At 71.2% G+C, this 24,889-nt stretch carries 24 protein-coding genes; 15 read left to right on the top strand and 9 right to left on the bottom strand.

Annotation, left to right across the window (positions count from 1 at the left end):
- Positions 1-771: 771 nt before the first annotated feature.
- Both Raf01_RS42920 and Raf01_RS42925 read left to right on the top strand, forming a co-directional pair.
- Complete coding sequence (locus Raf01_RS42920; protein WP_203923901.1) at positions 772-1,572, top strand: GNAT family N-acetyltransferase; 801 nt, start codon at positions 772-774, stop codon at positions 1,570-1,572.
- An 85-nt stretch (positions 1,573-1,657) separates the two neighbouring features.
- Positions 1,658-2,218, top strand: a complete 561-nt coding sequence (locus Raf01_RS42925; RefSeq protein WP_203923902.1) for an MOSC domain-containing protein — start codon at positions 1,658-1,660, stop codon at positions 2,216-2,218.
- A 12-nt stretch (positions 2,219-2,230) separates the two neighbouring features.
- On the opposite strand, the gene Raf01_RS42930 is transcribed toward Raf01_RS42925, so the two are convergent.
- Positions 2,231-3,244: an ArsR family transcriptional regulator gene (locus tag Raf01_RS42930; protein WP_203923903.1), complete on the bottom strand. Its 1,014-nt coding sequence runs from the start codon at positions 3,242-3,244 to the stop codon at positions 2,231-2,233.
- Between the two features lie 75 nt (positions 3,245-3,319).
- Between Raf01_RS42930 and Raf01_RS42935 the strand changes: the two genes are divergently transcribed.
- Positions 3,320-4,666 carry an MFS transporter gene (locus tag Raf01_RS42935; RefSeq protein ID WP_203923904.1) on the top strand — a complete coding sequence of 449 codons (1,347 nt, stop codon included), beginning with the start codon at positions 3,320-3,322 and terminating at the stop codon, positions 4,664-4,666.
- 182 nt (positions 4,667-4,848) lie between these two features.
- Here Raf01_RS42935 and Raf01_RS42940 read toward each other — a convergent pair whose 3' ends face one another.
- Positions 4,849-5,073, bottom strand: a complete 225-nt coding sequence (locus Raf01_RS42940; protein WP_203923905.1) for a hypothetical protein — start codon at positions 5,071-5,073, stop codon at positions 4,849-4,851.
- A gap of 231 nt (positions 5,074-5,304) precedes the next feature.
- Here Raf01_RS42940 and Raf01_RS42945 point away from each other — a divergent pair, with 231 nt between their 5' ends.
- Entirely contained in the window at positions 5,305-6,261 is a 957-nt protein-coding gene (locus Raf01_RS42945) for a metal ABC transporter solute-binding protein, Zn/Mn family (RefSeq protein WP_203923906.1), read from the top strand.
- Positions 6,262-6,375: 114 nt separating this feature from the next.
- Here the strand turns inward: Raf01_RS42945 and Raf01_RS42950 are convergent, their stop codons facing one another.
- The 3 genes from Raf01_RS42950 to Raf01_RS42960 form a co-directional block, all read right to left on the bottom strand.
- On the bottom strand, positions 6,376-7,200 hold the full coding sequence (locus Raf01_RS42950; protein ID WP_203923907.1) for a M55 family metallopeptidase: 825 nt from the start codon (positions 7,198-7,200) through the stop codon (positions 6,376-6,378).
- Between the two features lie 70 nt (positions 7,201-7,270).
- On the bottom strand, positions 7,271-7,933 hold the full coding sequence (locus Raf01_RS42955) for an HhH-GDP family DNA glycosylase (protein ID WP_203923908.1): 663 nt from the start codon (positions 7,931-7,933) through the stop codon (positions 7,271-7,273).
- A 27-nt stretch (positions 7,934-7,960) separates the two neighbouring features.
- The gene (locus Raf01_RS42960) at positions 7,961-8,416 is read right to left on the bottom strand and encodes a YbhB/YbcL family Raf kinase inhibitor-like protein (protein WP_203923909.1); all 456 of its coding nucleotides are present in this window, start codon (positions 8,414-8,416) and stop codon (positions 7,961-7,963) included.
- A gap of 214 nt (positions 8,417-8,630) precedes the next feature.
- Here Raf01_RS42960 and Raf01_RS42965 point away from each other — a divergent pair, with 214 nt between their 5' ends.
- From Raf01_RS42965 to Raf01_RS42975, 3 genes are all read left to right on the top strand, one after another.
- Positions 8,631-9,914 carry an erythromycin esterase family protein gene (locus Raf01_RS42965; RefSeq protein ID WP_203923910.1) on the top strand — a complete coding sequence of 428 codons (1,284 nt, stop codon included), beginning with the start codon at positions 8,631-8,633 and terminating at the stop codon, positions 9,912-9,914.
- A gap of 25 nt (positions 9,915-9,939) precedes the next feature.
- Positions 9,940-10,761 carry an alpha/beta fold hydrolase gene (locus Raf01_RS42970; protein WP_203923911.1) on the top strand — a complete coding sequence of 274 codons (822 nt, stop codon included), beginning with the start codon at positions 9,940-9,942 and terminating at the stop codon, positions 10,759-10,761.
- 198 nt (positions 10,762-10,959) lie between these two features.
- Entirely contained in the window at positions 10,960-11,694 is a 735-nt protein-coding gene (locus Raf01_RS42975) for a DUF4232 domain-containing protein (protein WP_203923912.1), read from the top strand.
- Between the two features lie 31 nt (positions 11,695-11,725).
- Here the strand turns inward: Raf01_RS42975 and Raf01_RS42980 are convergent, their stop codons facing one another.
- Positions 11,726-12,691 (bottom strand): PaaX family transcriptional regulator, encoded by a 966-nt coding sequence (locus Raf01_RS42980; RefSeq protein ID WP_239134424.1) that lies wholly within the window; start codon positions 12,689-12,691, stop codon positions 11,726-11,728.
- A 76-nt stretch (positions 12,692-12,767) separates the two neighbouring features.
- On the opposite strand from Raf01_RS42980, the gene boxC reads away from it, so the two are divergent.
- The 6 genes from boxC (at position 12,768) to Raf01_RS43010 (ending at position 19,571) form a co-directional block, all read left to right on the top strand.
- Positions 12,768-14,486, top strand: a complete 1,719-nt coding sequence (boxC, locus tag Raf01_RS42985) for a 2,3-epoxybenzoyl-CoA dihydrolase (RefSeq protein WP_203923913.1) — start codon at positions 12,768-12,770, stop codon at positions 14,484-14,486.
- A 3-nt stretch (positions 14,487-14,489) separates the two neighbouring features.
- On the top strand, positions 14,490-15,911 hold the full coding sequence (gene boxB, locus Raf01_RS42990) for a benzoyl-CoA 2,3-epoxidase subunit BoxB (RefSeq protein WP_203923914.1): 1,422 nt from the start codon (positions 14,490-14,492) through the stop codon (positions 15,909-15,911).
- Complete coding sequence (locus Raf01_RS42995; RefSeq protein ID WP_203923915.1) at positions 15,908-17,536, top strand: benzoate-CoA ligase family protein; 1,629 nt, start codon at positions 15,908-15,910, stop codon at positions 17,534-17,536. Before boxB ends, Raf01_RS42995 begins: the two co-directional genes overlap by 4 nt.
- Positions 17,537-17,598: 62 nt before the next feature.
- Complete coding sequence (locus Raf01_RS43000; protein ID WP_203923916.1) at positions 17,599-18,465, top strand: amidohydrolase family protein; 867 nt, start codon at positions 17,599-17,601, stop codon at positions 18,463-18,465.
- Entirely contained in the window at positions 18,462-18,980 is a 519-nt protein-coding gene (locus Raf01_RS43005; protein WP_203923917.1) for a gamma carbonic anhydrase family protein, read from the top strand. The genes Raf01_RS43000 and Raf01_RS43005 overlap by 4 nt, the downstream gene beginning before the upstream one ends.
- A 165-nt stretch (positions 18,981-19,145) precedes the next feature.
- Positions 19,146-19,571: a thioesterase family protein gene (locus Raf01_RS43010; RefSeq protein ID WP_203923918.1), complete on the top strand. Its 426-nt coding sequence runs from the start codon at positions 19,146-19,148 to the stop codon at positions 19,569-19,571.
- Here Raf01_RS43010 and Raf01_RS43015 read toward each other — a convergent pair.
- Positions 19,568-20,179 (bottom strand): carboxymuconolactone decarboxylase family protein, encoded by a 612-nt coding sequence (locus Raf01_RS43015; protein WP_203923919.1) that lies wholly within the window; start codon positions 20,177-20,179, stop codon positions 19,568-19,570. The genes Raf01_RS43010 and Raf01_RS43015 overlap by 4 nt on opposite strands.
- 312 nt (positions 20,180-20,491) lie before the next feature.
- Between Raf01_RS43015 and Raf01_RS43020 the strand changes: the two genes are divergently transcribed.
- Positions 20,492-21,961, top strand: a complete 1,470-nt coding sequence (locus Raf01_RS43020; RefSeq protein WP_203923920.1) for a DUF4331 domain-containing protein — start codon at positions 20,492-20,494, stop codon at positions 21,959-21,961.
- Position 21,962: 1 nt separating this feature from the next.
- Here Raf01_RS43020 and Raf01_RS43025 read toward each other — a convergent pair whose 3' ends face one another.
- Positions 21,963-22,409 (bottom strand): MarR family winged helix-turn-helix transcriptional regulator, encoded by a 447-nt coding sequence (locus Raf01_RS43025; protein WP_203923921.1) that lies wholly within the window; start codon positions 22,407-22,409, stop codon positions 21,963-21,965.
- A 143-nt stretch (positions 22,410-22,552) separates the two neighbouring features.
- Here Raf01_RS43025 and Raf01_RS43030 point away from each other — a divergent pair, with 143 nt between their 5' ends.
- Positions 22,553-23,992 carry an MFS transporter gene (locus Raf01_RS43030; RefSeq protein WP_203923922.1) on the top strand — a complete coding sequence of 480 codons (1,440 nt, stop codon included), beginning with the start codon at positions 22,553-22,555 and terminating at the stop codon, positions 23,990-23,992.
- A gap of 10 nt (positions 23,993-24,002) precedes the next feature.
- Here the strand turns inward: Raf01_RS43030 and Raf01_RS43035 are convergent, their stop codons facing one another.
- Positions 24,003-24,716, bottom strand: coding sequence for a YoaK family protein (locus Raf01_RS43035; protein WP_203923923.1), 714 nt, complete (start codon positions 24,714-24,716; stop codon positions 24,003-24,005).
- Between the last annotated feature and the right edge of the window lie 173 nt (positions 24,717-24,889).

Consider the following 24,889-nt stretch of genomic DNA (forward strand, 5'->3'; position numbering starts at 1 on the left):
CACCATCACCGCGTGATTCATCAGGGCCAGTGGCAGGTGAGGATCGCCGCCGACAGCCTACCCGAATTCATCCCACCTCCGTATATCGACGCGGAGCAGCAACCCCGCCGCAACCACTACCACCGACGCGAGTAGAGCCCACCGAACCGTCGCAGCCACCGGGGAGAGTCGTGGGCCACCAGAGCGGCGTCGTCACCCGGAGGTCGGAGTCGCCGAAAGCCGGAGCCGCCCGGAAGTCCGGGCTGCTCGGAGGTCGGGCCACCGAGAGTGAGGGCTGTTCGGAGGTCGGGGCTGTTCGGAGATCGGGCCGCCGAAAGGGGGCGCTCGGAGGTCGGGGCTGCTCGGAGGTCGGATCCACCGTAAGTCGGGGCTAGCAGAACGGCCGTGGCCACCCGGAGGTTGGAGCCACCCAATGTCGGGGCCGCCTGGAGGTCGGGGCGCCCGGTGGTCGGGACGCCTGGAGGTCAAGGCCACCGAAAGCCGGAGTCGCCTGGAGGTCGGGGCCACCCGGAGGCTGGAGCCGCCGAAAAGCCGGGGCCGCCTGTAGCTCCAGGCCGCACGGAGGCCGGGGTTACCGAGGGCCGGGTCACCGGGGCCGGGGTCACCGAGGGCCGGGTTCCCCGACGGCCGGGGTCACCGGGAGCCGGGGTCACCGAGAGTCGGGGCCGTCGGGAACAGTCGCGGCCATGGGACATCGGTGGGGTGAAGGGTCTGGACGCGACCTGTGAAAGGAGGTTGACCTCGTGGTCGAGCGGCCGGCATCCTTGCCGCGTGTTGTTGTCGCAGGATGCCGCCGCCCGGGTTGAGCGGGTCGACAGCGACTACCTGCGGGTGCGGGTGGGTGCACTCGCGCGGGTTCCCGGCAACCCCTTCGGTGCTACCGTGCGCCCGGTCGGCCAGGGCTGGGCGTTCCTCGTCGAGGCCCTGCCCAACCCGCTGTTCAATCACGTCATGGGGTTGACCGCCGCGTGTGTGGACAGCCTGCCCGAGCTGGCCGCGTGGTACGCCGGACACGGCAAGCCGCTGCGCGTGGACGTGGTGCCCGCCCAGGCCGCGCCCGGGCTGTTCGCCGCGCTGGCCGCTGAGGGCCTGACGCAGACCGGGTTCTATGCCGGCCTGTACGCCGAGGCGTCGCGAGTCGTGACCGGCGGCCCCGCCGACCCGTCCGTCCACATTGGACTTCTGGACCCCGCCGAGTTCGCCGGGGTGTACGCCACCGGCTTCGGGTTCCCCGACCGGCACCGGGCGGCGATGGCCGAGTCGGTACGGGTGCTCGCCGGGCGCTCGGATGTCCGGTTCTACGGAGCCCGGATCGGTACCGTGGTCGCGGGTGTCGGGTTGCTGTTCCTCGCCGACGGGGTGGGTTACCTGGCCACGGCCGCGACCCTGCCCGAGTACCGCGGCCGGGGCGTCCAGGGCGCGCTGGTGCGCCACCGGGCGGCGGCGGCGCGTGAGGCCGGGTGTGACCTCATCGTCGGCCACACCGCGACTGGTAGCGCGAGCCAGCGCACCATGGAGCGCAACGGCCTGCGGCTGGCCTACACGAAGGCGCTGTGGAGTGGCGCCGGATGAGAAAGGGCGCTGTGGAGTGGCGCCGGTTGAGAACGGGCGCTGTGGAGTGGCGTCGGATGAGAAGGGCGCTGTCGGGCGGCGCCGGATGAGAACGGGGGAAGCGATGGACGCGACGGTCACGGCGGTCAGCAGCACGGCGGAGCACGTGTTCAGCAAGGAGAACCGGGTCGGCATCCGGCTGCTGGCCGGGCTCGGCGTGGAGGGTGACGCGCACCTGGGCGAGACGGTCCAGCACCGTTCCCGGGTCGCCCGCGACCCGAGCCAGCCGAACCTGCGCCAGGTACACCTCATCCACTCCGAACTCCACGACGAGTTGCGTGACGCGGGTTTCACTGTGTCCGCAGGCGACATGGGGGAGAACATCACCACGCGCGGTGTCGACCTACTCGGCCTGCCGACGGGCGCCCGGCTGCGGCTGGGAGACTCGGCGGTCGTCGAGGTGACCGGCCTGCGCAATCCCTGCGTTCAGCTCAACGGGTTCCAGTCCGGGCTGATGTCCGCGGTGCTCGGCCGCGACGAGAACGGCGGGCTGATCCGAAAGGCCGGGGTGATGGGCGTGGTGCTGACCGGCGGTACGGTGCGCCCCGGCGACCCGATCCGCGTCGAGCTTCCGCCGCTGCCGCACCGCGGGCTCGAACCGGTGTAGCTGCCACCGGCGTCAGGGCACGGGCCGGGCGCCGGCCGGATCCGGTTCGCACAGCGCGTCCGCGAGCGGCGTACGCAGGTAGAGCACGGTCCGGCCTCGGCGCTCCCGGGCAACCAGGCGGGCGGCGAGCAGCGCGGCCAGGTGCTGGCTGACGGCGCTCGGGGTGACCCGCAGGTCGCGCGCCAGGTCGGCGGGGCTGCCCGGGGTTGCGAGCCGGTACAGGATGGTGGCCCTGGGACGGCCGAGCAGCCGGGTCAGCGGTGCGGTCGCGACGGGCGGACGAGCCTGGTGCTCCCAGAGACCGCCGACGCCCCGCGCCGGGTACCGCAGCGTGGTGTAGGTGGTGGTGGACATCTTCACCTTCGTGGTGGGCCAGCCGAACACGGACGGCATCAGCACCAGGCCGCCCTCGCTGGCCCGCAGCTCACAGTCGGGGCTGACCCAGGGCAGCAGCGCGAGACCGTCCGCGGTCCAGGACATCGACGGGTCCAGCTCGGGTGCCAGGCCACCGATACCGAGGTCGGCCAGGCGCCGGCCGCGGTGCGCGATGTCCGCGTCCAGGACGCGGGCGATGCGCGGCCAGTGCGGCGCGATCAGGCGGGTCCACAAGCTCCGGAGGTCGTCGGCGAGCCGGGGCAGCTCGCGGTCGGGGTCGTCGTACAGCGGTCGCAGCGGAGCCGGCAGGTCGCCGGGCCGGCCGAAGGTACGCGTCATGCTCGCCCGTACGTCGGCCGCCCGGGTACGGCGCAGCTCGTCCAGCTCGTCGTCGAAGTCGGGCATCCTGGTGTCCGGCGCCGGGGTGAGGAAGTGCGGGCGCACATGTGGCCGGGCGAACATCGCGGCGATGAGGCCGAGGTCGATCGGGTCGCGGGCCAGCTCCGCCCGGGCCCACCGGATCCACGACAGGTGCACCGCGTGCGTGCCGGAGGCCAGCAGCAGCCGGGCCGCCGCGACCGTCTCGCCCAGCGGGGAGACCGCGAACCGGGTCAGCGCGATGTCGTCGGCGGACAGCCGGATCAAAAGCACGTCGTCACCATCCCTAGGCGTTAGCTCGGCTCTAAATCGTAGAGTCGACCCGGCCGGCTCCGGGATTGTCTGGTGGTGACCACGACCGCGTCCGCTGTCCGGACCACCGAGCCGCTTCCCCGCCGATACTGGCGACTCTGGACGGCGACCATCTCGAGCGGCCTGGGCGACGGCGCCACGGCCGCCGCGCTGCCGCTGCTGGCGGTGAGCCTGACCCGTGACCCCCGGCTGGTCGCCGCCGTGTCCACCGCCGCCTACCTGCCGTGGCTGCTGTTCTCGTTGGTGGCCGGCGCGCTCGCCGACCGGATCGACCGGCGTCGCCTGATGTGGGTGGCGCAGGCGGTGCAGGCGACGGTGGTGGCCGTCATCGCCTTGGCGGCCGGTACCCACCTCGCCCGAATCTGGCTGCTGTGCGCGGCGGCGCTTCTGCTCGGTACCGCCGAAACGGTCTTCGACAACGCCGCGCAGTCGGTGCTTCCGCAGGTGGTCTCCCCGGGTCAGCTCCAGAACGCCAACGCGGCCCAGTACGCCGGCCAGACGGTGACCGAGCGATTCGTCGGGCCGCCGATCGGCGGCCTGCTGTTCGCGGCGTCGGCCGGGCTGCCGTTCGCGCTCGACGCGGTGTCGTTCCTCGTGTCCGCCGCTCTGATCGTGCGGCTTCCCTTGCGCCAGCAACCCAGCGCGGCTCCGTTGCGCCAGCAACCCAGCGCGGCTCCGTTGCGCCAGCAACGTCAGGCGACGCCGGTGACCGCTTCCCGCGGCTTGGCGTCGCTCGGCCTGGCGTCGCTCATCGCGGACATCACCGAGGGGCTGCGTTGGCTTGCCAACCACCGGCTGCTGCGCGGCCTCGCGGCCATCGTCGGCGTGAACAACCTGTGCAACCAGCTGGCGTGGTCGACGATGGTACTGCTGGCCACCGGTACGTTCGGGCTTTCCGCCCGCGGGTACGGGATCCTGCTCGCGGCCCAGGCGCTCGGCGGGGTCGCCGGCAGCCTCGTCAACCGGCGACTGGTGCGCGCCATCGGCGCCCGGAGCGCGCTCGTGGCGGCTCTGATCACTACGGCACTGGCCTATCTCGGCGCCGGCCTGGCCCCGGACATCGTGCTCGTCGGCGCGCTGTTCGCGCTGTCCGGCGTCGCGTCCATGGTGTGGAACGTGGTGACCGTCTCGCTGCGCCAGGACATCGTCCCCGGCAACCTGCTGGGCCGGGTCAACAGCGCGTACCGGATGATCAGCTGGGGGACGATCTCCCTCGGCGGCGTGCTCGGCGGCTTCCTCGCGCACTGGCTGAGCCTGCGCGCGCCGCTCGTCGCCGCGAGCGGGCTGCGGCTGGCCACGCTGCTCGCGGCGGTACCGCTGCTCGTCGCGGCCGGGCGCGACCTCGGCGCGGGGCGGGCCGCTGCGGCCGAGTCCGACGGCTGAACCGCGCCCCCGCGCGAGCGACCGCAACTGCCGTCGCTGCCTGTGGCCGCCGTGCCGCGCTGCGCCCCCCGCGATGCGGCGACCGCGATCCGCCGACCGCGATGCGCCAACGCCGACGGCGGCGGCGGCAGCGACAGCGGCGGCGACAGCGACAGCGACAGCAGCCTGCGGGAGGCGCCGGGTCAGCGCCGCCCGCGGCCCGCGCTGGACTTCCGGGTCAGCTTGCGCAGGTACCGCAGGAGCCTCGGGGTGGGCAGGGTACGGCTCTTCGTCGGGTGGTCGTTCGCCAGGATGTCGTTCGCGAGGTTGTCCGCGCGCTTGTCCGGAATCCCGCTGTTGTCCAGTTCGTTCCGCAGGCGGTTGCGCTTGATCTCGTACTTGTGGCTGCCGTGCTGGGCCATCGACATCGCCCCCCTCCATCGTGGGTGTTACCCCCGGCCGGTCCCGTCATTCCTGCACCCGTACCGGTGCCGCCGGCCGAACCCGAACAGCGGCGCAGCAGGCCGGTAAAGGGACGTCCGGTATCCGGGAGCCAACGCCGTGACCTGCCGAATCCATGCCGCTCAGCGCATTTGATAACGGAACCGGTTTTCGTTAACGTCGGGCCAGAAGGCAGACGTACTCACGAAAGCTCTGACATGTCCTCGACTTCTTCGCCGGGCCGCGCCCGGCGTCGCCGCCCCCTCGTCGCCTCGGCCGGCCTGGCCGTGCTGGCGGCCGCGGCACTTTCGGCCTGCTCCACTACCGCCCCGGGCGCCTCGTCGTCCGGCGGCTCCGGTGTCATCACGGTGGTCGCCGCCGAGAACTTCTGGGGCAGCCTCGCCCAGCAGTTGGGTGGCTCGCACGTCAAGGTCACCAGCATCATCAACAACCCGGACTCCGACCCCCACGACTACGAACCCACCGCCGCCGACGGCCGCGACATCGCCGGGGCGAAGCTCGCCATCGTCAACGGGGTCGGCTACGACGCCTGGGCGACCAAGCTCGCCGAGGCCAACCCGTCCTCGTCCCGTACCACGCTGACCGTCGGTGACCTGGTCGGCGCGAAGGATGGCGACAATCCCCACCGCTGGTACAACCCGGACAACGTGCGGCAGGTCATCGATCAGATCACCGCGGACTACAAGAAGATCGACCCGGCCGACGCGTCGTTCTTCACCACCCAGCACGACACCGTGATCAATCAGAACCTCAAGGCGTATTTCGACGCGATCGCGTCGATCAAGGCGACCTATTCGGGTACTCCCGTCGGTGCGTCGGAGTCGATTTTCGCGATGCTGTCTCCGGCGTTGGGTCTGAACCTGCTCACTCCGCCGGCCTTTCTGACCGATATCAGTGAGGGCGGTGATCCGAGCGCGCAGGACAAGGCGACGATCGACCACCAGATCAAGAGCAAGCAGATCAAGCTTTACGTGTACAACAGCCAGAACGCGACCCCGGACGTGCAGGCGCAGGTGAACGAGGCCAAAGCCGCCGGGATCCCGGTCAGCACGATCACCGAGACACTGACCCCGGCCGGTGCGTCCTTCCAGGACTGGCAGGTCGCCCAGCTGAACGCCCTCAGGCAGGCACTCGCCCAGGCGTCGGCCAGCTGACCGTCCGCACCCGTGAGGCCCGGCCTGCGAGAGCGGTCGCGGGCCTCACGGGCCGCGCGCCGTCCCGCCGATCGCCCGGCGGCCCGCGGGACAGGGCGGCCCGCAGGACAGGGTTTACTCGGCGATCGCGCGGGTGAGCAGGATCGTCGTGATGAACGTACGGAACAGTCGCAGCGGGTCGTCGTCGGTCATCACCACGGTCTTCTCGTCGATCCGCTCGACACCGCGCAGCCAGGTGGCGAGGTCGGCGAGGTCGCCGTTGAGAAACCGGACGGACAGCGTCGCCGGTAGCGCGATCGCCGGCGCGGAGAACGAGTCGAGGCGCTCCAACGCGCGCCGCGCGCCGGCCCGGATCGCCTCGCGGGCACGCTCGGGATGCAGTCCGGCGGCGGCGAACCGGGTGATGGACTCCTTGACCACCACGGTCTCGATGCCGGGGCAGAACGGCACGGCCTCGTCGGCGGTGGTGCTGTCGCCGGTGATGAGCACGACCGGTACGCCGTATGCCTGCGCCACCAGCGCGTTGATCCCGGACTCGCCGGTCACCACGTCGTTGAGCTGGACGTCGGCGATCGCCCGAGGGTTGTACGTGTGCGAGAGCACGGACGCGGCCGAGCTCATCGAGCCGTGGTAGGACACGAAGAACACCGCGTCGAACGACGAATCCAGACCCTGCATCATGTACAGCGGCTTGTGCCGGCCGGACAGGTACGACGCGCCGCCGTGCAACTGATCGGGGCGCAGGTTCTGCATCGTCGAGTGTGAGTCGTTGACCAGGAACTCCCGCGCCCCGGCCGCGAGGGCACCGTCGATGGCCGCGTTCACCTCGGCCTGGAGCAGGGTGCGGTAGTACTCGTACTCCGGGCTCGGCGGGCGGCACTGGGACCAGTCGACGACCCCGGCGGTGCCCTCCATGTCGGTGGAGAGGAAGACCTTCACGCGCGTGCTCCTGTCCCGGTGGCTTGCGCGCCATTCTGCCGGGTCGGTCGCTCTCCGCGAAAAGTGGGCGCTAGGGGTGAGATAGCCGCCGGGCCCGGTCGTAGCTGCCGTCCAGGTCCACCCGGACCAGCGCGCCGACCAGCCAGGCCAGTTTCTCCGACTCCCCGCCGCCGGCGACCTCGTACAGGTCGGCCGTCGTCTGGCCCAACCCGAGCTTGCGCGCGGCCGCCAGCGCCCGCCGGTCCGCGAACGGCGCGATCTCCCGCCACCCGGCCTGCACCTCGCGGAAGAACAGGTCGACGGCCGCGTCGCTGACCCCCGGGAGCGCCCGCAGCAGTTGCCGTTCACGGTCCGGATCGCGCCGCGCGGCCGCCCGAAGCCGCCGCAGGTCGCCCTGATACTTCTCGGCGATCGCCTGGGCCAGCGCCCGGAGTTCGGTGGCCATCCGCCGGGCGTCGCGTCGCGGGTCAGCGCCGCGAATGGCGGCCAGCCGCCGGTCATCCGGTGACGCGGCCAATCGCGCCGGCGTGTCCCAACCGCGCTCGCGCAGCGCCCGGGCGGACCGTACCGCGGCGTCCAGGTCGGGCCGGGCGGCTCCCAGCACCGACAGGCACAGCAACTGGAAGAGGGTGGCCGGGTTGTTGGTCACCGGGAAACCGGCCCGCTCCGCGAAGCCACGACCGGTCCGGCCGATGAGCCGCCGGGCCATCCGCCGCTTGTCCGCCAGATCCATGGTTCCCGCGCGCATCTCGGCCGCCGGTCACCGCTGGAACATGCCGACGGTGCTGCCACTGGCCACGGCGGCGTTGTCGACGTGCTGGTGCACGTCGTACGCGGTCGGCGCGTCCGGCAGTTGGATCGGCTGTCCCAGCGCGTACAGGTGGAAGACGTACCGGTGCGCCGGATCGCCGGCAGGTGGCTGCGGTCCGGCCCAGCCCGCGTCACCGAACCCGTTGGGCCACTCTCTGCCGCCGGGTGGCGGCTGCCCCTCGCTCACCCCGGCCGACCCCGGATCGATGCCGGTCACCAGCCAGTGCAGGAACGGGCTGCCGCCCGGCGCGTCCGGGTCTTCGCAGATCAGCACGAGTTCGGTCGCGCTGTCCGGCAACCCCGACCACTCCAGCGGTGGTGAGACGTTCTCGCCCGTCTGCGTGTACCGTCCCGGAATCTCGTCGTGGTCGCCGAACGCGGGGCTGCCCACGCGGATGCTTCCCATGGCCGTACCTCCTGGTCATCCGCTACCCGCCGGGCGGTCGTCCAACCGCGCCGCTCCCACCGCGCCGCTCCGATCGGGCCGGCCCGCCTCGGCGCACGAGTTTTCCGGTGGCGGGTCCGGGTAGGCATGGCGTGGGCAGGCGCGGTGCGAGCGGGCACGGTGCGAGCAAACACGGCGTGGATGTGCGGGGCACACGGCTGCGGGGGAGAAGATCATGACACGGTACCGGGACGAGGTCATCGCCCTGACCGCGCCGCTGGCCGACCCCGGCGACCTGGACGTGCTGCTGGACCGGATCGGCGACGCCCGGGTGGCACTGGTGGGCGAGGCCAGCCACGGTACCCACGAGTTCTACCAGTGGCGGGCGGCGCTGACCCAGCGGCTGATCGCCGAGTGCGGGTTTTCCTTCGTGGCCGTGGAGGGCGACTGGCCGGACTGTGCCCGGGTCGACCGCAGCGTGCGCCTGCTCGACGGCGAGCCGGACGACCCACGTGCCGCGCTCACCGCATTCGAGCGCTGGCCGACCTGGATGTGGGCCAACGAGGAGGTCGTCGACTTCTGCCGCTGGCTGCGCCAGCACAACGCGACGGTCGACCCGGCCGACCGGGCCGGCTTCCACGGGCTGGACGTGTACTCGCTGTGGGAGTCGCTCCGGGAGATCCTGCTGTACCTGCGGGAGAACGAGCCGGGGGAGGTACCCGCGGCGCTGGCGGCGTACCGGTGCTTCGAACCGTACGACGAGGACCCGTACAACTACGCGCAGGCCACCCGGTTCGTGCCGACCCGGTGCGAGAACGAGATCGTCGACCTGCTCGTCGGGCTGCGGGAGCGGGCCGCCGCCGACGGCGTCGCGGAGTTCGGCGCGTGGCAGAACGCCGAGGTCGTCGCGGGCGCCGAGGAGTACTACCGGTCCATGATGGCCGCCGACCACGAGTCGTGGAACGTCCGGGACCGGCACATGGACCGCACGCTCGACCGGCTGCTGTCCCACTACGGGCCCCAGGCCAGAGCCGTGGTGTGGGCGCACAACACCCACGTCGGCGACGCCCGGGCGACGGACATGGCCGACGCCGGTGAGGTGAACATCGGCCAGTTGGCCCGCGAGCGCTACGGATCCGACCGGGTGGTGCTCGTCGGGTCGGGTACCCACCGGGGAACGGTCGTGGCCGGTGACGCGTGGGGCGCCCCGATGCGGCTGATGCCGGTGCCACCGGCCCGGCCCGGGTCGGTGGAGGCAATCCTGCACGAGGACGCGCCAGCCCGCGCATTGTCGGTCTTTCCCCGGCGGGAACGGGCCGACGTGCTCAGCGACGAGTTGGGCCACCGCGCCGTCGGCGTGGTGTACCACCCCGAGCGCGACCTGGGCCAGTACGTGCCGACCGTGCTCGGCCAGCGGTACGACGCGTTCCTCTGGTTCGACCAGAGTCGGGGTGTGCTGCCGCTGCGTACGCGCCCGTCCGGCGTGCTGGAGCCGGAGACATTCCCGACCGGGGTCTGAGAACTTTCTACGTATGGGGGGATCCATGAGCTACATCACCGCAAAGGACGGCACGAAGATCTATTACAAGGACTGGGGCTCGGGCCCGGTCGTCACGTTCTCCCACGGCTGGCCGCTGAGCGCCGACGCGTGGGACGGCCAAATGCTCTTCCTGGCCCAGAACGGGTTCCGCGCCGTCGCCCACGACCGGCGGGGTCACGGACGGTCGGGCCAGCCATCGTCCGGCAACGACATGGACGGCTACGCGGACGACCTCGCGGCGGTGATCGAGACACTGGACCTCAACGACGTCACGCTGGTCGGTCACTCGACCGGTGGCGGTGAGGTCGCCCGCTACATCGGCCGGTACGGGACCGGCCGGGTGGCCAAGGCGGTGCTCATGTCCGCCGTGCCGCCCATCATGGTCCAGAGCCCCGACAACCCCGAGGGCCTGCCGCTGAAGGTGTTCGACGAGCTACGCGCCAACCTGTTCAAGGACCGGTCGCAGTTCTACCAGGACCTCGCGCAGATGTTCTACGGAGCGAACCGACCCGGGGCCCAGGTGTCGAAGGGCATCCTCGACCAGTTCTGGCTGTGGAGCATGCAGTCAGGCATGAAGAACGCCTACGACAGCATCAAGGCGTTCTCGGAGACCGACTTCCGTGACGACCTCGCCAAGTTCGACGTACCCACTCTGGTGATGCACGGAGAGGACGACCAGATCGTCCCGGTCAAGGACTCGGCCCACAAGACCGCCCAGCTGGTCGCGAACGCCCAGGAGATCTACTACCCGGGCGCACCGCACGGGATGACCGCCACCCTCCAGGACCAGATCAACAAGGATCTGCTCGCCTTCCTGAAGAGCTGACCTCCGCGGACCAGTTGAGAGCCGATCGGGTACTCGACCGAACGGTGCCGGCCGGCGGCCGTTGGGTCGTACCCGCTCGGTCGACTGGTCTGGGCCGTCGCGCGCGTCAGGCGCGCCGACTGGTCGAACCGTCCCGAATCCCGCGCGCTGACGTCCTTCCGGCAGCCGGCGCGGCGATCCTGGGTATTCAATGGTGCGATGGTGGCCAGGGTTCTGCGGGGTACGTGCGCCGCGGTGGTGGTTGTTGCCGCGCTGGCCGGGTGCGGCTCGCACGGCACGGCGGCGCCCGCTGAGGCCCGGACCGCGCCGGTGGTGGCGCCGCCCAGCTTCGGCTATCTGGCCGGATCCACCCCGACGGATACTCGCGCCGGCGGCATGTCCGGGAGTGGGGCGGCCGGCGCTACCGGCTCCGGCGGCGCGGCGGCGCCCGGCGGAAACGCCGGCACCGACCCGGCGGGCAGCGCGGCACCGGTCGGTTCCACGTCCTGTGCCGCCAGCGCGCTGTCGCTGTCCCAGCCGCCCGGCGGCAACGCCGCGGCCGGGCAGGTCGTGGTGGCCGTCCGGGTTGCCAACCACGCGTCCCGCCCGTGCGTGATCTCCGGGTACCCGGCGTTCACCCTGACCGCTCCCCGCACCGGCGGCGCCGACGTCGCCGAGCCGGTGGTCCAGCAGCACGGCTCCCTGGGCTCGCTCGCGTTCGGCGACCCGGTACGGGCGGTGACCATCCCGGCCGGCGGCTTCTCCGGTTTCCTGCTGCGGTTCAGCCAGATCCCGTACGGCGACGGCGGCTGCGTCGCGGCCACGAAGCTGCGCCTGACACTGCCCGGTGCCGGTGCCGGTGCATTGGTGACCGGTCCCGTCCAGATCATGGTCTGCGGCGAGCCGATGCTGGTGTCACCGTTCGTGCCGAGCGACCGCCTGGCGGTGGGCTGAAGGTGTCGGGCGCTGGCCGGAGCGGCACGCTTCAGGCGTCGCTGGCCAGCTCGCGCCAGTGCCGCTGCGCCTCACCGTGCCACCCGTCGTGCAGGGCGCGGAACAGCGTGCCGGCCCGTAGCCCGATCCAGTCGCGGGGAAGCAGCTCGGCCGGCAGCCTCGGGTCGAGGAACGGGAACCGGCGCCACTCGTGCACCAGCCGGGTCTGCGCGAGCAGCGTCGGCTCGCCCGGCGCCGGGCAAGCGCCGGTGAACTCGTCGAGGAACGCGCGGTACCGGTCGGTCAACTCACCCAGGTTCCACGCCTGTTCGACCAGCGTGTGCTGGCCGCCGATGCCGGCGAACGGCCCGGTGAACGACAGGGCGGCCTCGGCCAGGCCGAGATCAGTCACGATCTGCTTCGCCTCGACCTCGCGGCCGGCGTTGGGGCTGACCCACAGGCCCGGTGCCGGGCTGCCGAAGCCGGCCCAGGACATCCGGGTACGCAACTGGTGGCGCAGTTGCCGCTGCCCGTCGGGTACCGCCACCGACACCAGCAACCAGCGCCCGTCCCAGCGGGCGGTCGGCTCGGCGAACGAGTAGATGCGCTCGGCGCCGTCGGTGAGCAGCCGGCGGCCCGGTTCGGACAGGTGCCAACGCACCCGCCGGCCGGTGCGCTCGGCGACGATGAACCCCTCCGCGGCGGTGCGCGCGAGCGACTGCCGGGACGCCTTCTCCTCCACGCCCAACCCGGCCAGCGCCGCCACCAGTGCGGAGGTCCAGACCGGCCGGCCGGCCGGCAGCACGTACTCGCCGAGGATGGTGAGCAGCAGCGACGGGGCCGAGGTGGCGCCGACGTTGTGCCGCCGGCGCAGCGCCGGTCGCGGCATCTCGCCGCGGGTCATGTCGTCGCGGGCTGCGTCGTCGCGCGGTGCGTCCTCGTGCGCTACGTCGCCGCGAGCCGCGTCGTCGCGCGGCGCGTCCTCGTCGTACGGCATCGTGGCCCCCTCGGTCGACATGCTACATCTACTTGACAGGTCGACTGAACGATGTAGAACATTGGGTACCGCCCCTGCTGCGCCGGGAGGAATCCTCATGACGACCACCGCAGCCTCCGGCCCGGCCGTCGACCGCGACGAGTCGCCCGATCCGGTCGGCCCGGTGGAGTTCCGGGTCGAGCCGTCCGCCTACCGGCACTGGAAGCTGACCACCGACGGTCCGGTGGCCACGCTCGCCATGGACGTGCGGGAGCACGACACGATCCGCGAGGGATACGAGCTGAAGCTCAACTCGTACGATCTCGGGGTCGACATCGAGCTCTACGACGCCGTGCAGCGGCTGCGTTTCGAGCACCCCGAGGTGCGCACCGTCGTGCTCACCAGCGCCAAGGACCGCATCTTCTGCGCCGGCGCGAACATCCGGATGCTGGCCGCCTCCCCGCACGCCTGGAAGGTGAACTTCTGCAAGTTCACCAACGAGACGCGCAACGGCATCGAGGACGCCACCGTCCACTCGGGACAGACGTACGTGGCGGCCGTCAACGGCACCGCGTCCGGCGGCGGGTACGAACTGGCGCTCGCCTGCGACCACATCATGCTCATCGACGACCGGTCCTCGGCGGTGTCGCTGCCCGAGCTGCCCCTGCTCGGCGTGCTGCCGGGCACCGGGGGGTTGACGCGGCTGGTCGACAAGCGGCACGTGCGCCGCGATCTGGCCGACTACTTCGCCACCCGGGCCGAGGGCGTGACCGGGGCGAAGGCGGTCGCCTGGCGGCTGGTCGACGAGGCGGTACCACGGCCGGTGTGGGCGCAGCGGGTCGCCGCACGGGCCACGGAGCTGGCCGGGCGGTCCACCCGTCCGGCGGGCGCGACCGGCATCGAGCTCACCCCGCTCGCCAAGCGCCGGCACGGCGACCGGATCGACTACGAGTACGTGAGCGCCGTCCTGGACCGCGACGAGCACCTGGTCGAGATCACCGTCGCCGGTCCCCGCGAGGATCCGCCGGGCAGCGTCGCGGACGTGCACCGGCAGGGCACCGCCTTTTGGACCCTGGCGGTCACCCGGGAGCTGGACGACCTGATCCTCGACCTGCGGACCAACGAGCTGGAGTTGGGCACCTGGGTGCTGCGCACCGTAGGGGACTCCGGCCGGGTGCTGGCCTACGACAGCCTGCTGGCCGAACACCGCGACGACTGGCTGGTGGGCGAGATCGTGCTGTACCTCAAGCGCACCCTCAAGCGGCTCGACGTGACCAGCCGCAGCCTCCTGGCGCTGATCGAGCCGGAGAGCTGCTTCGCCGGCAGCCTGCTGGAGCTTGCCTTGGCCGCGGACCGCTCGTACCAGCTGTCCGGGGTGTTCGAAGACGTCGATCCCGACGCCGAACCCGCCGCCGTGACGGTCGGTCCGATGAATCTCGGACCGCTGCCGATGGGCAACGGGCTGACCCGGCTGCAGTCCCGGTTCTACGGCGACGGCGAGGGGCTGGCCGCGGTGACCGCGGCGGCGGGGCAGCCGCTTCCCGCCGAGGCCGCGTCCGCCCTCGGGCTGGTCACCTTCGCCCCGGACGACATCGACTGGGCCGAGGAGGTGCGCATCGCGGTCGAGGAGCGGGCCAGTTTCAGCCCGGACGCACTCTCCGGCCTGGAGGCCAACTACCGGTTCGTCGGCCCGGAAACGCTGGAGACGAAGATATTCGGGCGCTTGTCCGCCTGGCAGAACTGGATTTTCAATCGCCCCAACGCTTCCGGCCCGGACGGCGCGCTGCGCCGGTTCGGCACCGGGATGCGCGCCGGCTTCGACAGGAAGCGAGTCTGAGCCATGGGAACCGCCGCCGACTACACGGAGAAGATACCGAACAACGTCGACCTGCACACCGACCGGCGCCTGGCGCGGGCGCTGGAGTCCTGGCAACCCAACTTCCTCACCTGGTGGTCCTCCATGGGCCCGACCCTGCCGACCCAGGACGTGTACCTGCGCACCGCGGTGAACGTGGGGCGCGAGGGCTGGGCGCACTTCGGTCACGTGGCGATGAGGGACTACCGCTGGGGCATCTTCCTCGCCGAGCGTGACCGGGACCGGCGCATCGGGTTCGGGGCGCACATGGGCGAACCGGTCTGGCAGAAGGTTCCGGGAGAATACCGCGCCGAACTCCAACGGCTCATCGTCATCCAGGGCGACACCGAGCCGGCCTCGGTCGAACAGCAACGCAACCTCGGCGCGACCGCGCCGAGCCTGTACGACCTGCGCAACCTCTTCCAGGTCAACGTGGAGGAGGGGCGGCACCTGTGGGCGATGGTCTATCTGCTGCACGCGTACTTCGGCCGGGACGGCCGGGAGGAGGCCGAGGCGCTGCTGCACCGCAACTCCGGCAGCGAGGACGCGCCGCGCATCCTCGGCGCGTTCAACGAGGAGACGCCGGACTGGCTGTCCTTCTTCATGTTCACCTACTTCACCGACCGGGACGGCAAGTACCAGCTCGGTACGCTGAAGGAAAGCGCCTTCGACCCGTTGTCGCGCACCTGCGAGTTCATGCTCAAAGAAGAGGCGCACCACATGTTCGTCGGCACCACCGGCATCGACCGGGTGGTGGAACGCACCGCGCAGGTGATGCGCGAGCACGACACCGACGAGGTGGTCGGGCACGGCGCGATCCCGCTGGACGTCATCCAGCGGTACCTCAACTTCCACTACAGCGTCTCGCTCGACCTGTTCGGCGGCGAAACGTCGACCAACGTGGCCAACTACTTCTCCGCCGGGCTCAAGGGCCGCTGGTCGGAGGACCGGCGCAAGGACGACCACCGGCTGACCGACGACGGCATGCTGGTCGACACGGTCACCGAAGACGGCGAGATCGGCCAGACCGAGGTCGCCGCGCTGACCGGCCTGAACACCGACCTGCGCCGGGAGTACATCTCCGACTGTGAAAACGGGGTAGTCCGGTGGAACCGGGTCCTCGCCGAGGCCGACCTGCCGCAGCGGCTGCGGCTGCCGCACGTGGCGTTCAACCGCAAGGTCGGCGTGTTCGCCGGTATCGAGACGAGCCCGTCCGGCGAGCGACTGTCCACTCAGGAGTGGACGGAGCGCAAGGACACCTGGCTGCCCACTGACGTCGACAAGAGCTACGTGCGTTCGCTGATGCGTCCGGTGTACGAGCGCGGGAAGATAGCCTCCTGGATAGCCCCGCCCCGCAACGGCATCAACGGCAAGCCGTTCGACTACGACTACGTGAACCTGCCGTGACGGCCACGCTCTTCAACGCCAGCGAATATCTGCTCGACAGGCGGGTACAGGCGGGCGACGGCGAGCGCCTCGCGCTGACCGGCCCGGGCGGCGACGTGACGTACTCACAGCTACTCGAGCGGGTACGTCGGGCCGCGGCGGCGCTGGTCGACCTCGGGCTTCAGGCCGAGCAGCGGATCGTCATGTTCATGGCCGACTCGCCGGAATTCGTCACCGTGTACCTGGCGGCGATGCGCATCGGCGCGGTACCCGTGCCGGTCTCCACCATGCTGTATGCCGACGGGCTTGCCGAACTCCTGCGTGACAGCCGGGCGCGGCTGCTCGCGCTGACGCCCGGCTTCGCCGAGGTCGGCTACGCGGCGGCCAGTCAGGCTCCAGAGTTGCGGGGCATCCTCGTATCCGGATCCGGCCCCCTGTCTGAGCACAGCCGGAGCCGTTCTTTGGCGGGGGCGAGCACAGGCCCTCGCGGCTCGGACGGCCCGGTGCCGGTGCACAACCTCGACGACGTGTGCGCCGCCGCGGAACCACTGTCCACTGTGTACCCGACGATCGAGGACTCGCCCGCGTTCTGGCTCTACACCTCGGGAACCACCGGTACCCCGAAGGGCGCCATGCACCGGCACGGCTCGGTACGGGTGGTCTGCGAGACGTACGGCGCGCAGGTACTCGGCATCCGCCCGGATGACCGCACGATCTCCGCCGCCAAGGCGTTCTTCGCCTACGGGCTGGGAAACTCCCTGCTGTTCCCGCTTGCCGTGGGAGCCACCGCCATCCTCGAGCCCGCGCCTTCCCGGCCGGACACCATCGCGGCCCGGGCCGCCGAATGCGGGGCGACGCTGTTCTTCGCCGGGCCCACCTTCTTCGCCGGCATGCTCCGCGCCGACCTCAAGCGCGACGCGCTCGGCGGTGTGCGGCTCGCGGCCTCGGCCGGGGAGGCGCTGCCCGCCGCCCTGTACCGGCGGTGGACCGAACACTTCGGCGTGGACATCCTGGACGGCATCGGCATGACCGAGATGCTGCACATCTTCCTGTCCAATCGGGAGGGTCAGGTGCGCCCCGGCACCACCGGCGTCGCGGTACCCGGGTACGACCTGCGAATCGTCGGCGAGAACGGGCGCGACCTGCCCGACGGCGAGCCGGGCACGCTACTGGTCCGGGGTGCCTCGACGGCCACCGGGTACTGGGAACGGTACGACGCGTCGCGACTGGTGTTCCAGGGCGAGTGGCTGCGCACCGGTGACACGTACGTCCGGGACGCCGACGGCTACTACGCGTGCCTCGGGCGCACCGGCGACATGCTCAAGGCCGGCGGCATCTGGGTCTCTCCGGCCGAGGTGGAGACGTGCCTGCTGGCCCACGACGCGGTCGCCCAGGCCGTCGTGGTCGCCGCGACCGATCCCGACGGCCTGGAGAAGCCGGTCGCGTTCGTGGTGCGCAACGCCGGCCACGACGTGGGTGAGCGCGAGCTGATCGAGTTCTGCCAGCGACGGCTGCCGTCGTTCAAGCGTCCCCGCCGGATCAGCTTCGTGTCCTCGTACCCGACCACGGCCACCGGCAAGGTGCGCCGCGTCGAGCTGCGCGCCGCGGCGGCGGTAGCGTTGAGCGCGCCGGAGACCGCGTCATGAGGATCACCTGATGCTGGACGGAAACTGATGCTGGACGGGGAACTGATACTGGACGGGAACTGATGCTGGACGGACACCTGCTGGTCGACGTACACCTGCACGCCGCGCGGCTGCCCACCCTGAAACAGGCGTGGCGGCAGTGGGCCCACGACTTCGGCGGCGACGAGGTCATCCGGCGGGTCTACGACGACGAGGGCACCGTCGACCCGCGCCGCTTCGACGAATACCTTGCGGCCGAGGGCGTCGACGTGGCGCTGCTGATGTCCGAGTACAGCCCGAAGGTGACCGGCATCCAGCCGATCGAGGACCTGCTCCCGCTGGCGGCACACAACCCGGACCGGGTGCGGGCCATCGCGAACCTGAACCCGCACCTGCACTACCCGATCGACGAGGAACTGCGCCGGCAGCTCGCGCTCGGTGCGGTGGCGGTGAAAATCCATCCGGTACACGGTGGCTTCGCGGTCAACGACCGCGCGCTGTACCCGGCGTACGAGATCTGCCGCGGCGCCGGGGTACCCGTGGTGGTGCACTGCGGCACGAGTACGTTTCCGGGCTCGTCCAACAAGTACGCCGACCCGATCCTGCTCGACGACGTGCTGCGCGACTTTCGCGACCTGGACATCGTGCTGGCACACGGCGGGCGGGGCTGGTGGTACGACGCGGCCGCGTTTCTCGCCCTGTCCAACGAACACGTCTGGATCGAATTGTCCGGCCTGCCGCCGTCGCGGCTGCGCGACTACTACGCGCGTCACAACTGGGCGCGGCTGACCCGGCGGATGATTTTCGGGACCGACTGGCCCGGCGTGCCCGGCATCGCCCACAACGCGCGGGCCGTCGCCGCGCTGTGTCCGGACGACGAGACCGCCGCGCTCGTGCTGGGCGGCAACGCGGAGCGCGTGTACCGGCTCAAGACCGGACAGCGCCCGTGAGCGTCTACGCGCTCGGGGATCTGGTTCCGGACATCCACCCGGACGCGTACGTGCATCCCGACGCGACCGTCATCGGCGCGGTGACGCTCGGAGCCGGCGCGTCCGTGTGGCCCGGCGCCGTTCTGCGCGCCGACTACGGGCTCATCACGGTCGGGCCGCGAACGTCCATTCAGGACGGTACGGTCGCGCACACCACGGAACAGTGGCCGACCCGGATCGGCGCCGAATGCGTGGTGGGGCACAACGCCCACCTGGAGGGCTGCGCCGTCGGTGACCGTTGCCTGATCGGCTCCGGATCGATCGTGCTCAACCGGGCGGTCGTCGAGAGCGGCGCGGGCGTGGGCGCGGCGGCCCTGGTACCCGAGGACGCGGTCGTACCGTCCGGTTCCATCGCGCTCGGCGTGCCGGCCCGGTACCGTCCGGCACCTGACCTCGATTCCTGGATCACGTACGCCGTGAAGATGTACGTCGAGAACGGCCGCCGCTACCGCCGGGAACTCCGCCGGCTCGACTGATGTCCCGAGTACGCGGGCCCGCGTGAACCAGCACGTGCGCCAACGGGTCCGACACCGGCCCGCGTACCACCGGGGGTTGATGCTCCCGCGACCCTGCTGCCCGAGAATCGTCCAACTGAAAGTCACGACCACGCCGACGGCGACTCACGGGATGGAAGGAGCAGCGTGCAACCCTCACTGCGTCCGGGACTGACGGCGCGGCTGGACTATGTGGTACCGGCCGAGCGTACAGTTCCGCACCTGCTGCCCGAGTCCGACGATTTCGCGGCCCTGCCCGCGATTCTCGCCACCGGCTATCTCGTCGGCGTTGTCGAATGGGCCTGCATGCGCGCCATACAGGGGCATCTTGAGCACGGCGAGCAGACTCTGGGTGTGCACGTTGACCTCAGCCATGAGGCGCCTACCCCCGCGGGGGCCACGCTCACGGTCGACGTGGAGCTGACCGCCGTCGAGGGCCGTCAGCTCACGTTCACCGTTCACGCCCGCGACGACGCCGGCACCGTCTGCCGGGGCACCCACCGCCGTGCGGTCATCAACGCAGAACGCTTTCACGCACGGCTCGATCCCCGAATTCGCAGATCCGTCGCCTAGTCCTCTGGCGGGGACAGCGGGTTCGGCGGCGCGAACACCTCCAGGGCGAGGCCGAGCATGCCGTAGTACCCGACCAGCCAGGTCAGTACGGCCAGATCCTCCCGGCCCAGCACCCGTTTCGCCTCGGCGAACTCCTCGTCGCGCAGGCGGCGGTCGCGCGCCATCACGCCGGCGAACCGCACCACCGCCCGCTCCCGCTCGTCCAGGCCGTCCGGCACCTCGCCGTCGAGCAGTTGCTGGAGCTGTGCCGTGCTGATCCCGGCGGCCAGCGCGGCCGGCTCGTGCGACCACCACTCGAACCCCGAGCCGATGGCCGCGGCGACGGTCAGGATGGCCAGTTCCCGGGTGCGGGTGGCGAACCCGCCGAACCGGACCGCGACGCCCACCCGCTGCACCGCGTCGCCGATGCGCGGCGCCAGCAGCATCACGTCGAACGGGCCGAGCAGCCGGCCCGCCTCGTCGGTCAGGGGGATCCGCCCGGTCTCCGTGCCGCGCGGTCCCTGCGTGATCGCGTCGTACAGCGCCCGCTGGTCGGGGGCGAGCCCGGCCGGGTCTCGCAGGTCGCCGCGCGGCGGCCCGGCAGCCGGCCTGCCGTGCAGTTCGGTCATCCGGTCACCCCTCCGGTACGACCCGTGTATATCACAGCCGATCGGCGATGAAGCTCCACAGTGGACGCTCGTGGGATGTGGAGCCGGTGCGCGATGTCGCGTTTCCGCCCGCATCGAGGTTCACTGCGGTTATCTGATGGTATGCGGGAACAGCCGGTGTCCGGCGCGGCGCCGGGGGAGAGCGTGGCGTCCCGGAGAGTGGCAGCCGGGAGTATGGCGTCCAGGCGTGTGGCGTCCGGGAGCGCGGCGGCCGGGAGCCTCGCAGCGTCCGGGGGCGCGGCAGCTTGCCGGCCGGGATTCCGTGCCCGGCGGGTGGCACTGGCCGCCGCGGCGCTCGCGCTGATCGCCGCGGGACTGTTGCCGGCGGCGGCCGGGGCGGCCGATCCACCGGAGACGTCGCCGTACGGCGGCGACCCGGCGCTCGCGGGCACAGACCTGTACGCCTTCGTGAGCCCCGACCGGCACGGCACGGTGACGCTGATCGCCGACTGGCGGCGGTTCGACGGGTCGACCGCCGGGTCCGACCCGCTGGTGTTCCTGCCCGGGGCGAACTACGACATCAACGTCGACAGCGACGGCGACGCCCGGCCCGACGTCACGTTCCGCTGGGTGTTCAGCGAAGCGAGCCAGCGGGGTGGCGGCACGACGCCGGCCACCGGTGGCCCGGTCGACAGCCTCGACGACCCGGCACCGCTGTCCAAGCAGACGTACACGCTGACCGAGATCCGGGACGGCAGGTCAACCACCCTGCTCAAGGATGCCGTCGCGGCGTCGTCCGACGCCGGCCCGGCAGCGATTCCGAGGGCGACCTCCTCGCCGACGGCGGCGTCGGCCGCCGCCAACGGCACAGTCAGCCAGAGCAGGACGGTGCCGGACTACCCGGCGCTGCGCCGGCAGGCGATCACCCCGCTCAAGGGTGGCGGGCAGTCCTTCGCCGGGCAGGCCGACGACCCGGCCTTCCTCGACCTCCGCGTGCTGTACGGCGGCGACCTGTCCGAACGCGGCCGCGACACGCTAGCCGGATACAACGTGCTGGCGACCGCTCTGCAGGTACCCGCGTCGGAGCTCGCCGAGAACGGAGACCCGGACAAGAACCCGGTCATCGGCGTGTGGAGTTCCGCCTCGCGGCCAAGCGGCCGGTCCGGCCAGGGGAGCGCGGGCGGGATGGAACAGGGGAGCGCGGGCGGGATGGAACAGGTGTCCCGGGTGGGGAACCCGCTGGTCGATCGGGTCTTCGCGGCCGGGGCGGCGGACGCGTTCAGGGCCAGCACACCGGACCGGGACGCGCAGGACAAGGCGCTGATCGCCGGGGTCACGGATCCCGAACTGCCCCGGCTGTTCGGTTCGACCTACCGGATACCGGTGCCGGCCGCGCCGCGCAACGACCTGGTCGAGATCTTCCTGACCGGCCTCGCCAAGGACGCGCCCACGCTGGACGGTACGGTGGCGCCGATCCGGGCCGATCTCACCAGCCAGATCCTGAACCAGCAGGCGCAGCGCTCGGCCTTCGTACCCAGCGAACAGCTGCGACTGAACCTGAGCGTTCCGGTGACCGGCCGCCCGGAACGGCTCGGCGTACTGGCCGGCGACGACCAGGGGTTCCCGAACGGGCGGCGGCTCACCGACGACGTGGTGGACATCGAACTGCGGTTTCTGGAGGGCGCCGGACAGACCGGCCGGCGGGTGTCCCGGTTGGCGGCCGGCGACGAGGTGGACGCGAACGACGTACCGTTCGGCGACACGTTCCCGTACCTGGCGCTGCCGCACCGACCGGACCGGTAGCTCAGCCCTTCGTCGCGGTACCCGCGGATTTCAGCTCCTCGGCCAGCGCCTCGAGCGCGGGCAGCGCGGTGAACAGCTGGGTGACCGTCTCATCCGGCAGCCGGCTCAGGCAGTCCGCGACGACCCTGGTGCGGCTGTTCCGCAGCCGCTGGTGCACCAGCGTGCCGGAGGCGGTGATCTCGACGCGTACCGCGCGCAGGTCCGCCGGGTCGGACAACCGGCTGATCAGCCCGTCGTCGTCCAGCCGCCGTACGATCCGGGACAGCATGGTGGGGTTGAGCCCCTCCAGTTCGCTCAGCTCGGCCAGGCCGAGCGGGCCACGCACGGCGATCAGCGTGAGCACCGATGCCTGGCTGGGGGTGAGGCCCTCGCCGGTCGACGTCACGTTGAGCTGCCGGGCGAGCCGCCCGATCACCCCTCGCAGGCGGGCCACGAGTTCGGTGTCCATCACACCTCCCACAGTTGATTGCTTTTCGGCAAGCAACTAATATTGCAGATCATGGGCACGACTGAACCAACCGGCCGGACATTCCGGCACAGATCATCCGCGACATTCTCGATGAAACGGCCGGACGCCCCGACTGATCGCACGTGAGCACGGTCGAACGAGACACGACCCCACGCTCCACCGGCGCGGCACCGCACGCCGTACCCGCCGAGATCGACGCCCCACCCGAAGCCCTTCCCCACCGGCGACTCATCTTCGCGATCGTCTCCATCGCGCTGTTCATGACTTCCGTCGACCAGACGATCGTCGCCACCGCTCTGCCGGCGATAGAACACGATTTCCGCGCGCACATCAACTGGAGCGGCTGGACGATCACGATCTATGCCCTCGGGCAGGTCCTGGCCATGCCGCTGGCCGGGAAGATCAGTGACCAGTTCGGTCGCAAGAAGGTCTTCCTGATCTCCGCGGTCGTGTTCACCCTCGCGTCGCTGTCCTGCGGGTTCGCGACCAACATCGAGACCCTGGTGGTACTCCGGGCGGTCCAGGCCATCGGCGGCGGCGCCTTCATGCCCTCGGCCACCGGGATCGTCTCCGACCACTTCGGCAAGGACCGCGACCGCGCGCTGGGCATGTTCGCCAGCATCTTCCCGATCGGCGGCATCGTCGGGCCGATCATCGGCGGCGCCTTCGTCGCGGCCTGGTCGTGGCGCGGCATCTTCCTGGTCAACGTGCCGATCGGCATCGCGCTCATCGCGCTGGCGGTGATCTTCATCCCGACCAGCCGTACCCGCGTCACCAGCCGCACCGACCTGCGCGGCGTGCTCCTGCTCGGAGTGCTGATCCTCTCCGCGATGTTCGGCATCACCTACCTCGGCAGCGCGACCACCTCACTGATCAGCCCGGTCTTCCTGGTCTCCGAGGCGATCGCGGTGGTGGCCGGCTGGCTGTTCTTCCGGCACGCGAACCGGTACCCGACCCCGTTCATCCCGATCCGGCTGCTGCGCGGCCGGGGCTTCGGCACCATGAACCTGATCAACCTGCTGTACGGCGCCGCCGCGCTCGGCTTCGGCGCGCTGGTGCCGCTGTACGCGGAGGACCGGTTCGGCATCAAACCGCTGGCCGCCGGAACCCTGCTGACCGCCCGCGCGGTCGGCATGATCTGCGTGGCCGCGCTGGCGGTGGCCGCCCTACGACGCACCGGCTACCGGCTGCCGATGATCGTCGGGTTCATCACCGTGTTCGTCGGGCTCATCGTCATGTCGCTGACCCCGCGGGGGCTGTCTCCGTACCTGTGGCTCGCGGTGGCCGCGGCCGTCACCGGACTCGGCATGGGCATGTCGGTACCCGCGTCGAACAACGCGAGCCTGCAACTGGCACCGGATCAGGTCGCGGCGATCGCCGGCCTGCGCGGGATGTTCCGGCAGTCCGGCGCCATCATGGCGGTGTCGATCACCACGACCGTGGTGGCGCGCAGCGCCCACCCCGGCATCGCGCAGGCACACATCTTCGTGATCTTCGCGATCCTGCTGATCGCGACGCTCCCGCTGGTGTTCCTGGTTCCCGACCACCGCGGGAGCTGGTGAGGCGTACCGGTCAGCCCTCGAGTACCACTCGCGCCGTGATCAGCACGACGGCCAGCACCACCAGCGGTACCAGCGGCGACAGCACCGGTGCCTGGGTGCCCAGCAGCCCACCGAGCGCGGCACCCAGGACGAGCGCGCACAGGATGCCGACCGAGCGCCCGTTGCCGCGCAGCCGGCGGTGGCTGACCAGGGCGTGCACCACGGTGGTGAGGGTGCCGGTGAGGTACGTGGTGGACAGCCCGGACACGTTGAGGCGCAGGATCGCGCTGCTCTGCAGGCCCATCGCCAGGGTGCTGAGCACGAGCAGGATGGTCTGCAGGGCGCCTGACGGCGCGGAGTGGCCGGCCCACCAGCCACAGGCCACCGCGAAGAACAGGGCGAACTCGACGAGCAACGCACCGGTGAGCGCGGCGGGCCAGATCCGGTCGTCGGGCCTGGGCTTGCCGACGATGTGCGAGCCGGCGAACGTACCGACGATGTAGCACGCGACGGCGAGCGCGGCGTGGCCGAACTCGGCGACGTCACCGCGCCCGATGGACATCCCCATCAGGACCATGTTGCCGGTCATCACGCTGGTGAAGACGCCACCCAGCTTGATGAACGTGGTGGCGTCGGCGGCGCCGGTCAGCAGCGTCAGCGCGATCATCAGCCCGTCGCGGACACGAATGGCCGAGGGTACCGGCGCGGCGTCGAGCGTCGCGTCCTTGGCGGGGGTCTGGGTCACCGGGGCTCGCAATCGTCGTAGGGGTGGCGCGGCCGGACCGCGTGGTCCGTGTCCGTGGTCCGTGTCCGTGGTCCGTGGCCGCCGCGGCGCCGCTGCGCCGCTGCGCCGCTGCGCCGCTGCGCCGCTGCGCCGCTGCGCCGCTGCGCCGCTGCGCCGCTGCGCCGCTGCGCCGC

It is taken from the genome of Rugosimonospora africana, assembly GCF_016862975.1.
Taxonomy (GTDB): Bacteria; Actinomycetota; Actinomycetes; order Mycobacteriales; family Micromonosporaceae; genus Rugosimonospora; species Rugosimonospora africana.

What these genes read in the sequence shown, in the direction of transcription:
- boxC (WP_203923913.1), top strand. Translation starts at nt 12,768, where the DNA reads ATGACGACCACCGCAGCCTCCGGCCCGGCCGTCGACCGCGACGAGTCG.
- Raf01_RS42980 (WP_239134424.1), bottom strand. Translation starts at nt 12,691, where the DNA reads ATGTCGACCGAGGGGGCCACGATGCCGTACGACGAGGACGCGCCGCGC.
- Raf01_RS42945 (WP_203923906.1), top strand. Translation starts at nt 5,305, where the DNA reads ATGTCCTCGACTTCTTCGCCGGGCCGCGCCCGGCGTCGCCGCCCCCTC.
- Raf01_RS42925 (WP_203923902.1), top strand. Translation starts at nt 1,658, where the DNA reads ATGAGAACGGGGGAAGCGATGGACGCGACGGTCACGGCGGTCAGCAGC.
- boxB (WP_203923914.1), top strand. Translation starts at nt 14,490, where the DNA reads ATGGGAACCGCCGCCGACTACACGGAGAAGATACCGAACAACGTCGAC.
- Raf01_RS42955 (WP_203923908.1), bottom strand. Translation starts at nt 7,933, where the DNA reads ATGGATCTGGCGGACAAGCGGCGGATGGCCCGGCGGCTCATCGGCCGG.
- Raf01_RS42940 (WP_203923905.1), bottom strand. Translation starts at nt 5,073, where the DNA reads ATGTCGATGGCCCAGCACGGCAGCCACAAGTACGAGATCAAGCGCAAC.
- Raf01_RS43000 (WP_203923916.1), top strand. Translation starts at nt 17,599, where the DNA reads ATGCTGGACGGACACCTGCTGGTCGACGTACACCTGCACGCCGCGCGG.
- Raf01_RS42960 (WP_203923909.1), bottom strand. Translation starts at nt 8,416, where the DNA reads ATGGGAAGCATCCGCGTGGGCAGCCCCGCGTTCGGCGACCACGACGAG.
- Raf01_RS42965 (WP_203923910.1), top strand. Translation starts at nt 8,631, where the DNA reads ATGACACGGTACCGGGACGAGGTCATCGCCCTGACCGCGCCGCTGGCC.
- Raf01_RS42970 (WP_203923911.1), top strand. Translation starts at nt 9,940, where the DNA reads ATGAGCTACATCACCGCAAAGGACGGCACGAAGATCTATTACAAGGAC.
- Raf01_RS42975 (WP_203923912.1), top strand. Translation starts at nt 10,960, where the DNA reads ATGGTGGCCAGGGTTCTGCGGGGTACGTGCGCCGCGGTGGTGGTTGTT.
- Raf01_RS43015 (WP_203923919.1), bottom strand. Translation starts at nt 20,179, where the DNA reads ATGACCGAACTGCACGGCAGGCCGGCTGCCGGGCCGCCGCGCGGCGAC.
- Raf01_RS43025 (WP_203923921.1), bottom strand. Translation starts at nt 22,409, where the DNA reads ATGGACACCGAACTCGTGGCCCGCCTGCGAGGGGTGATCGGGCGGCTC.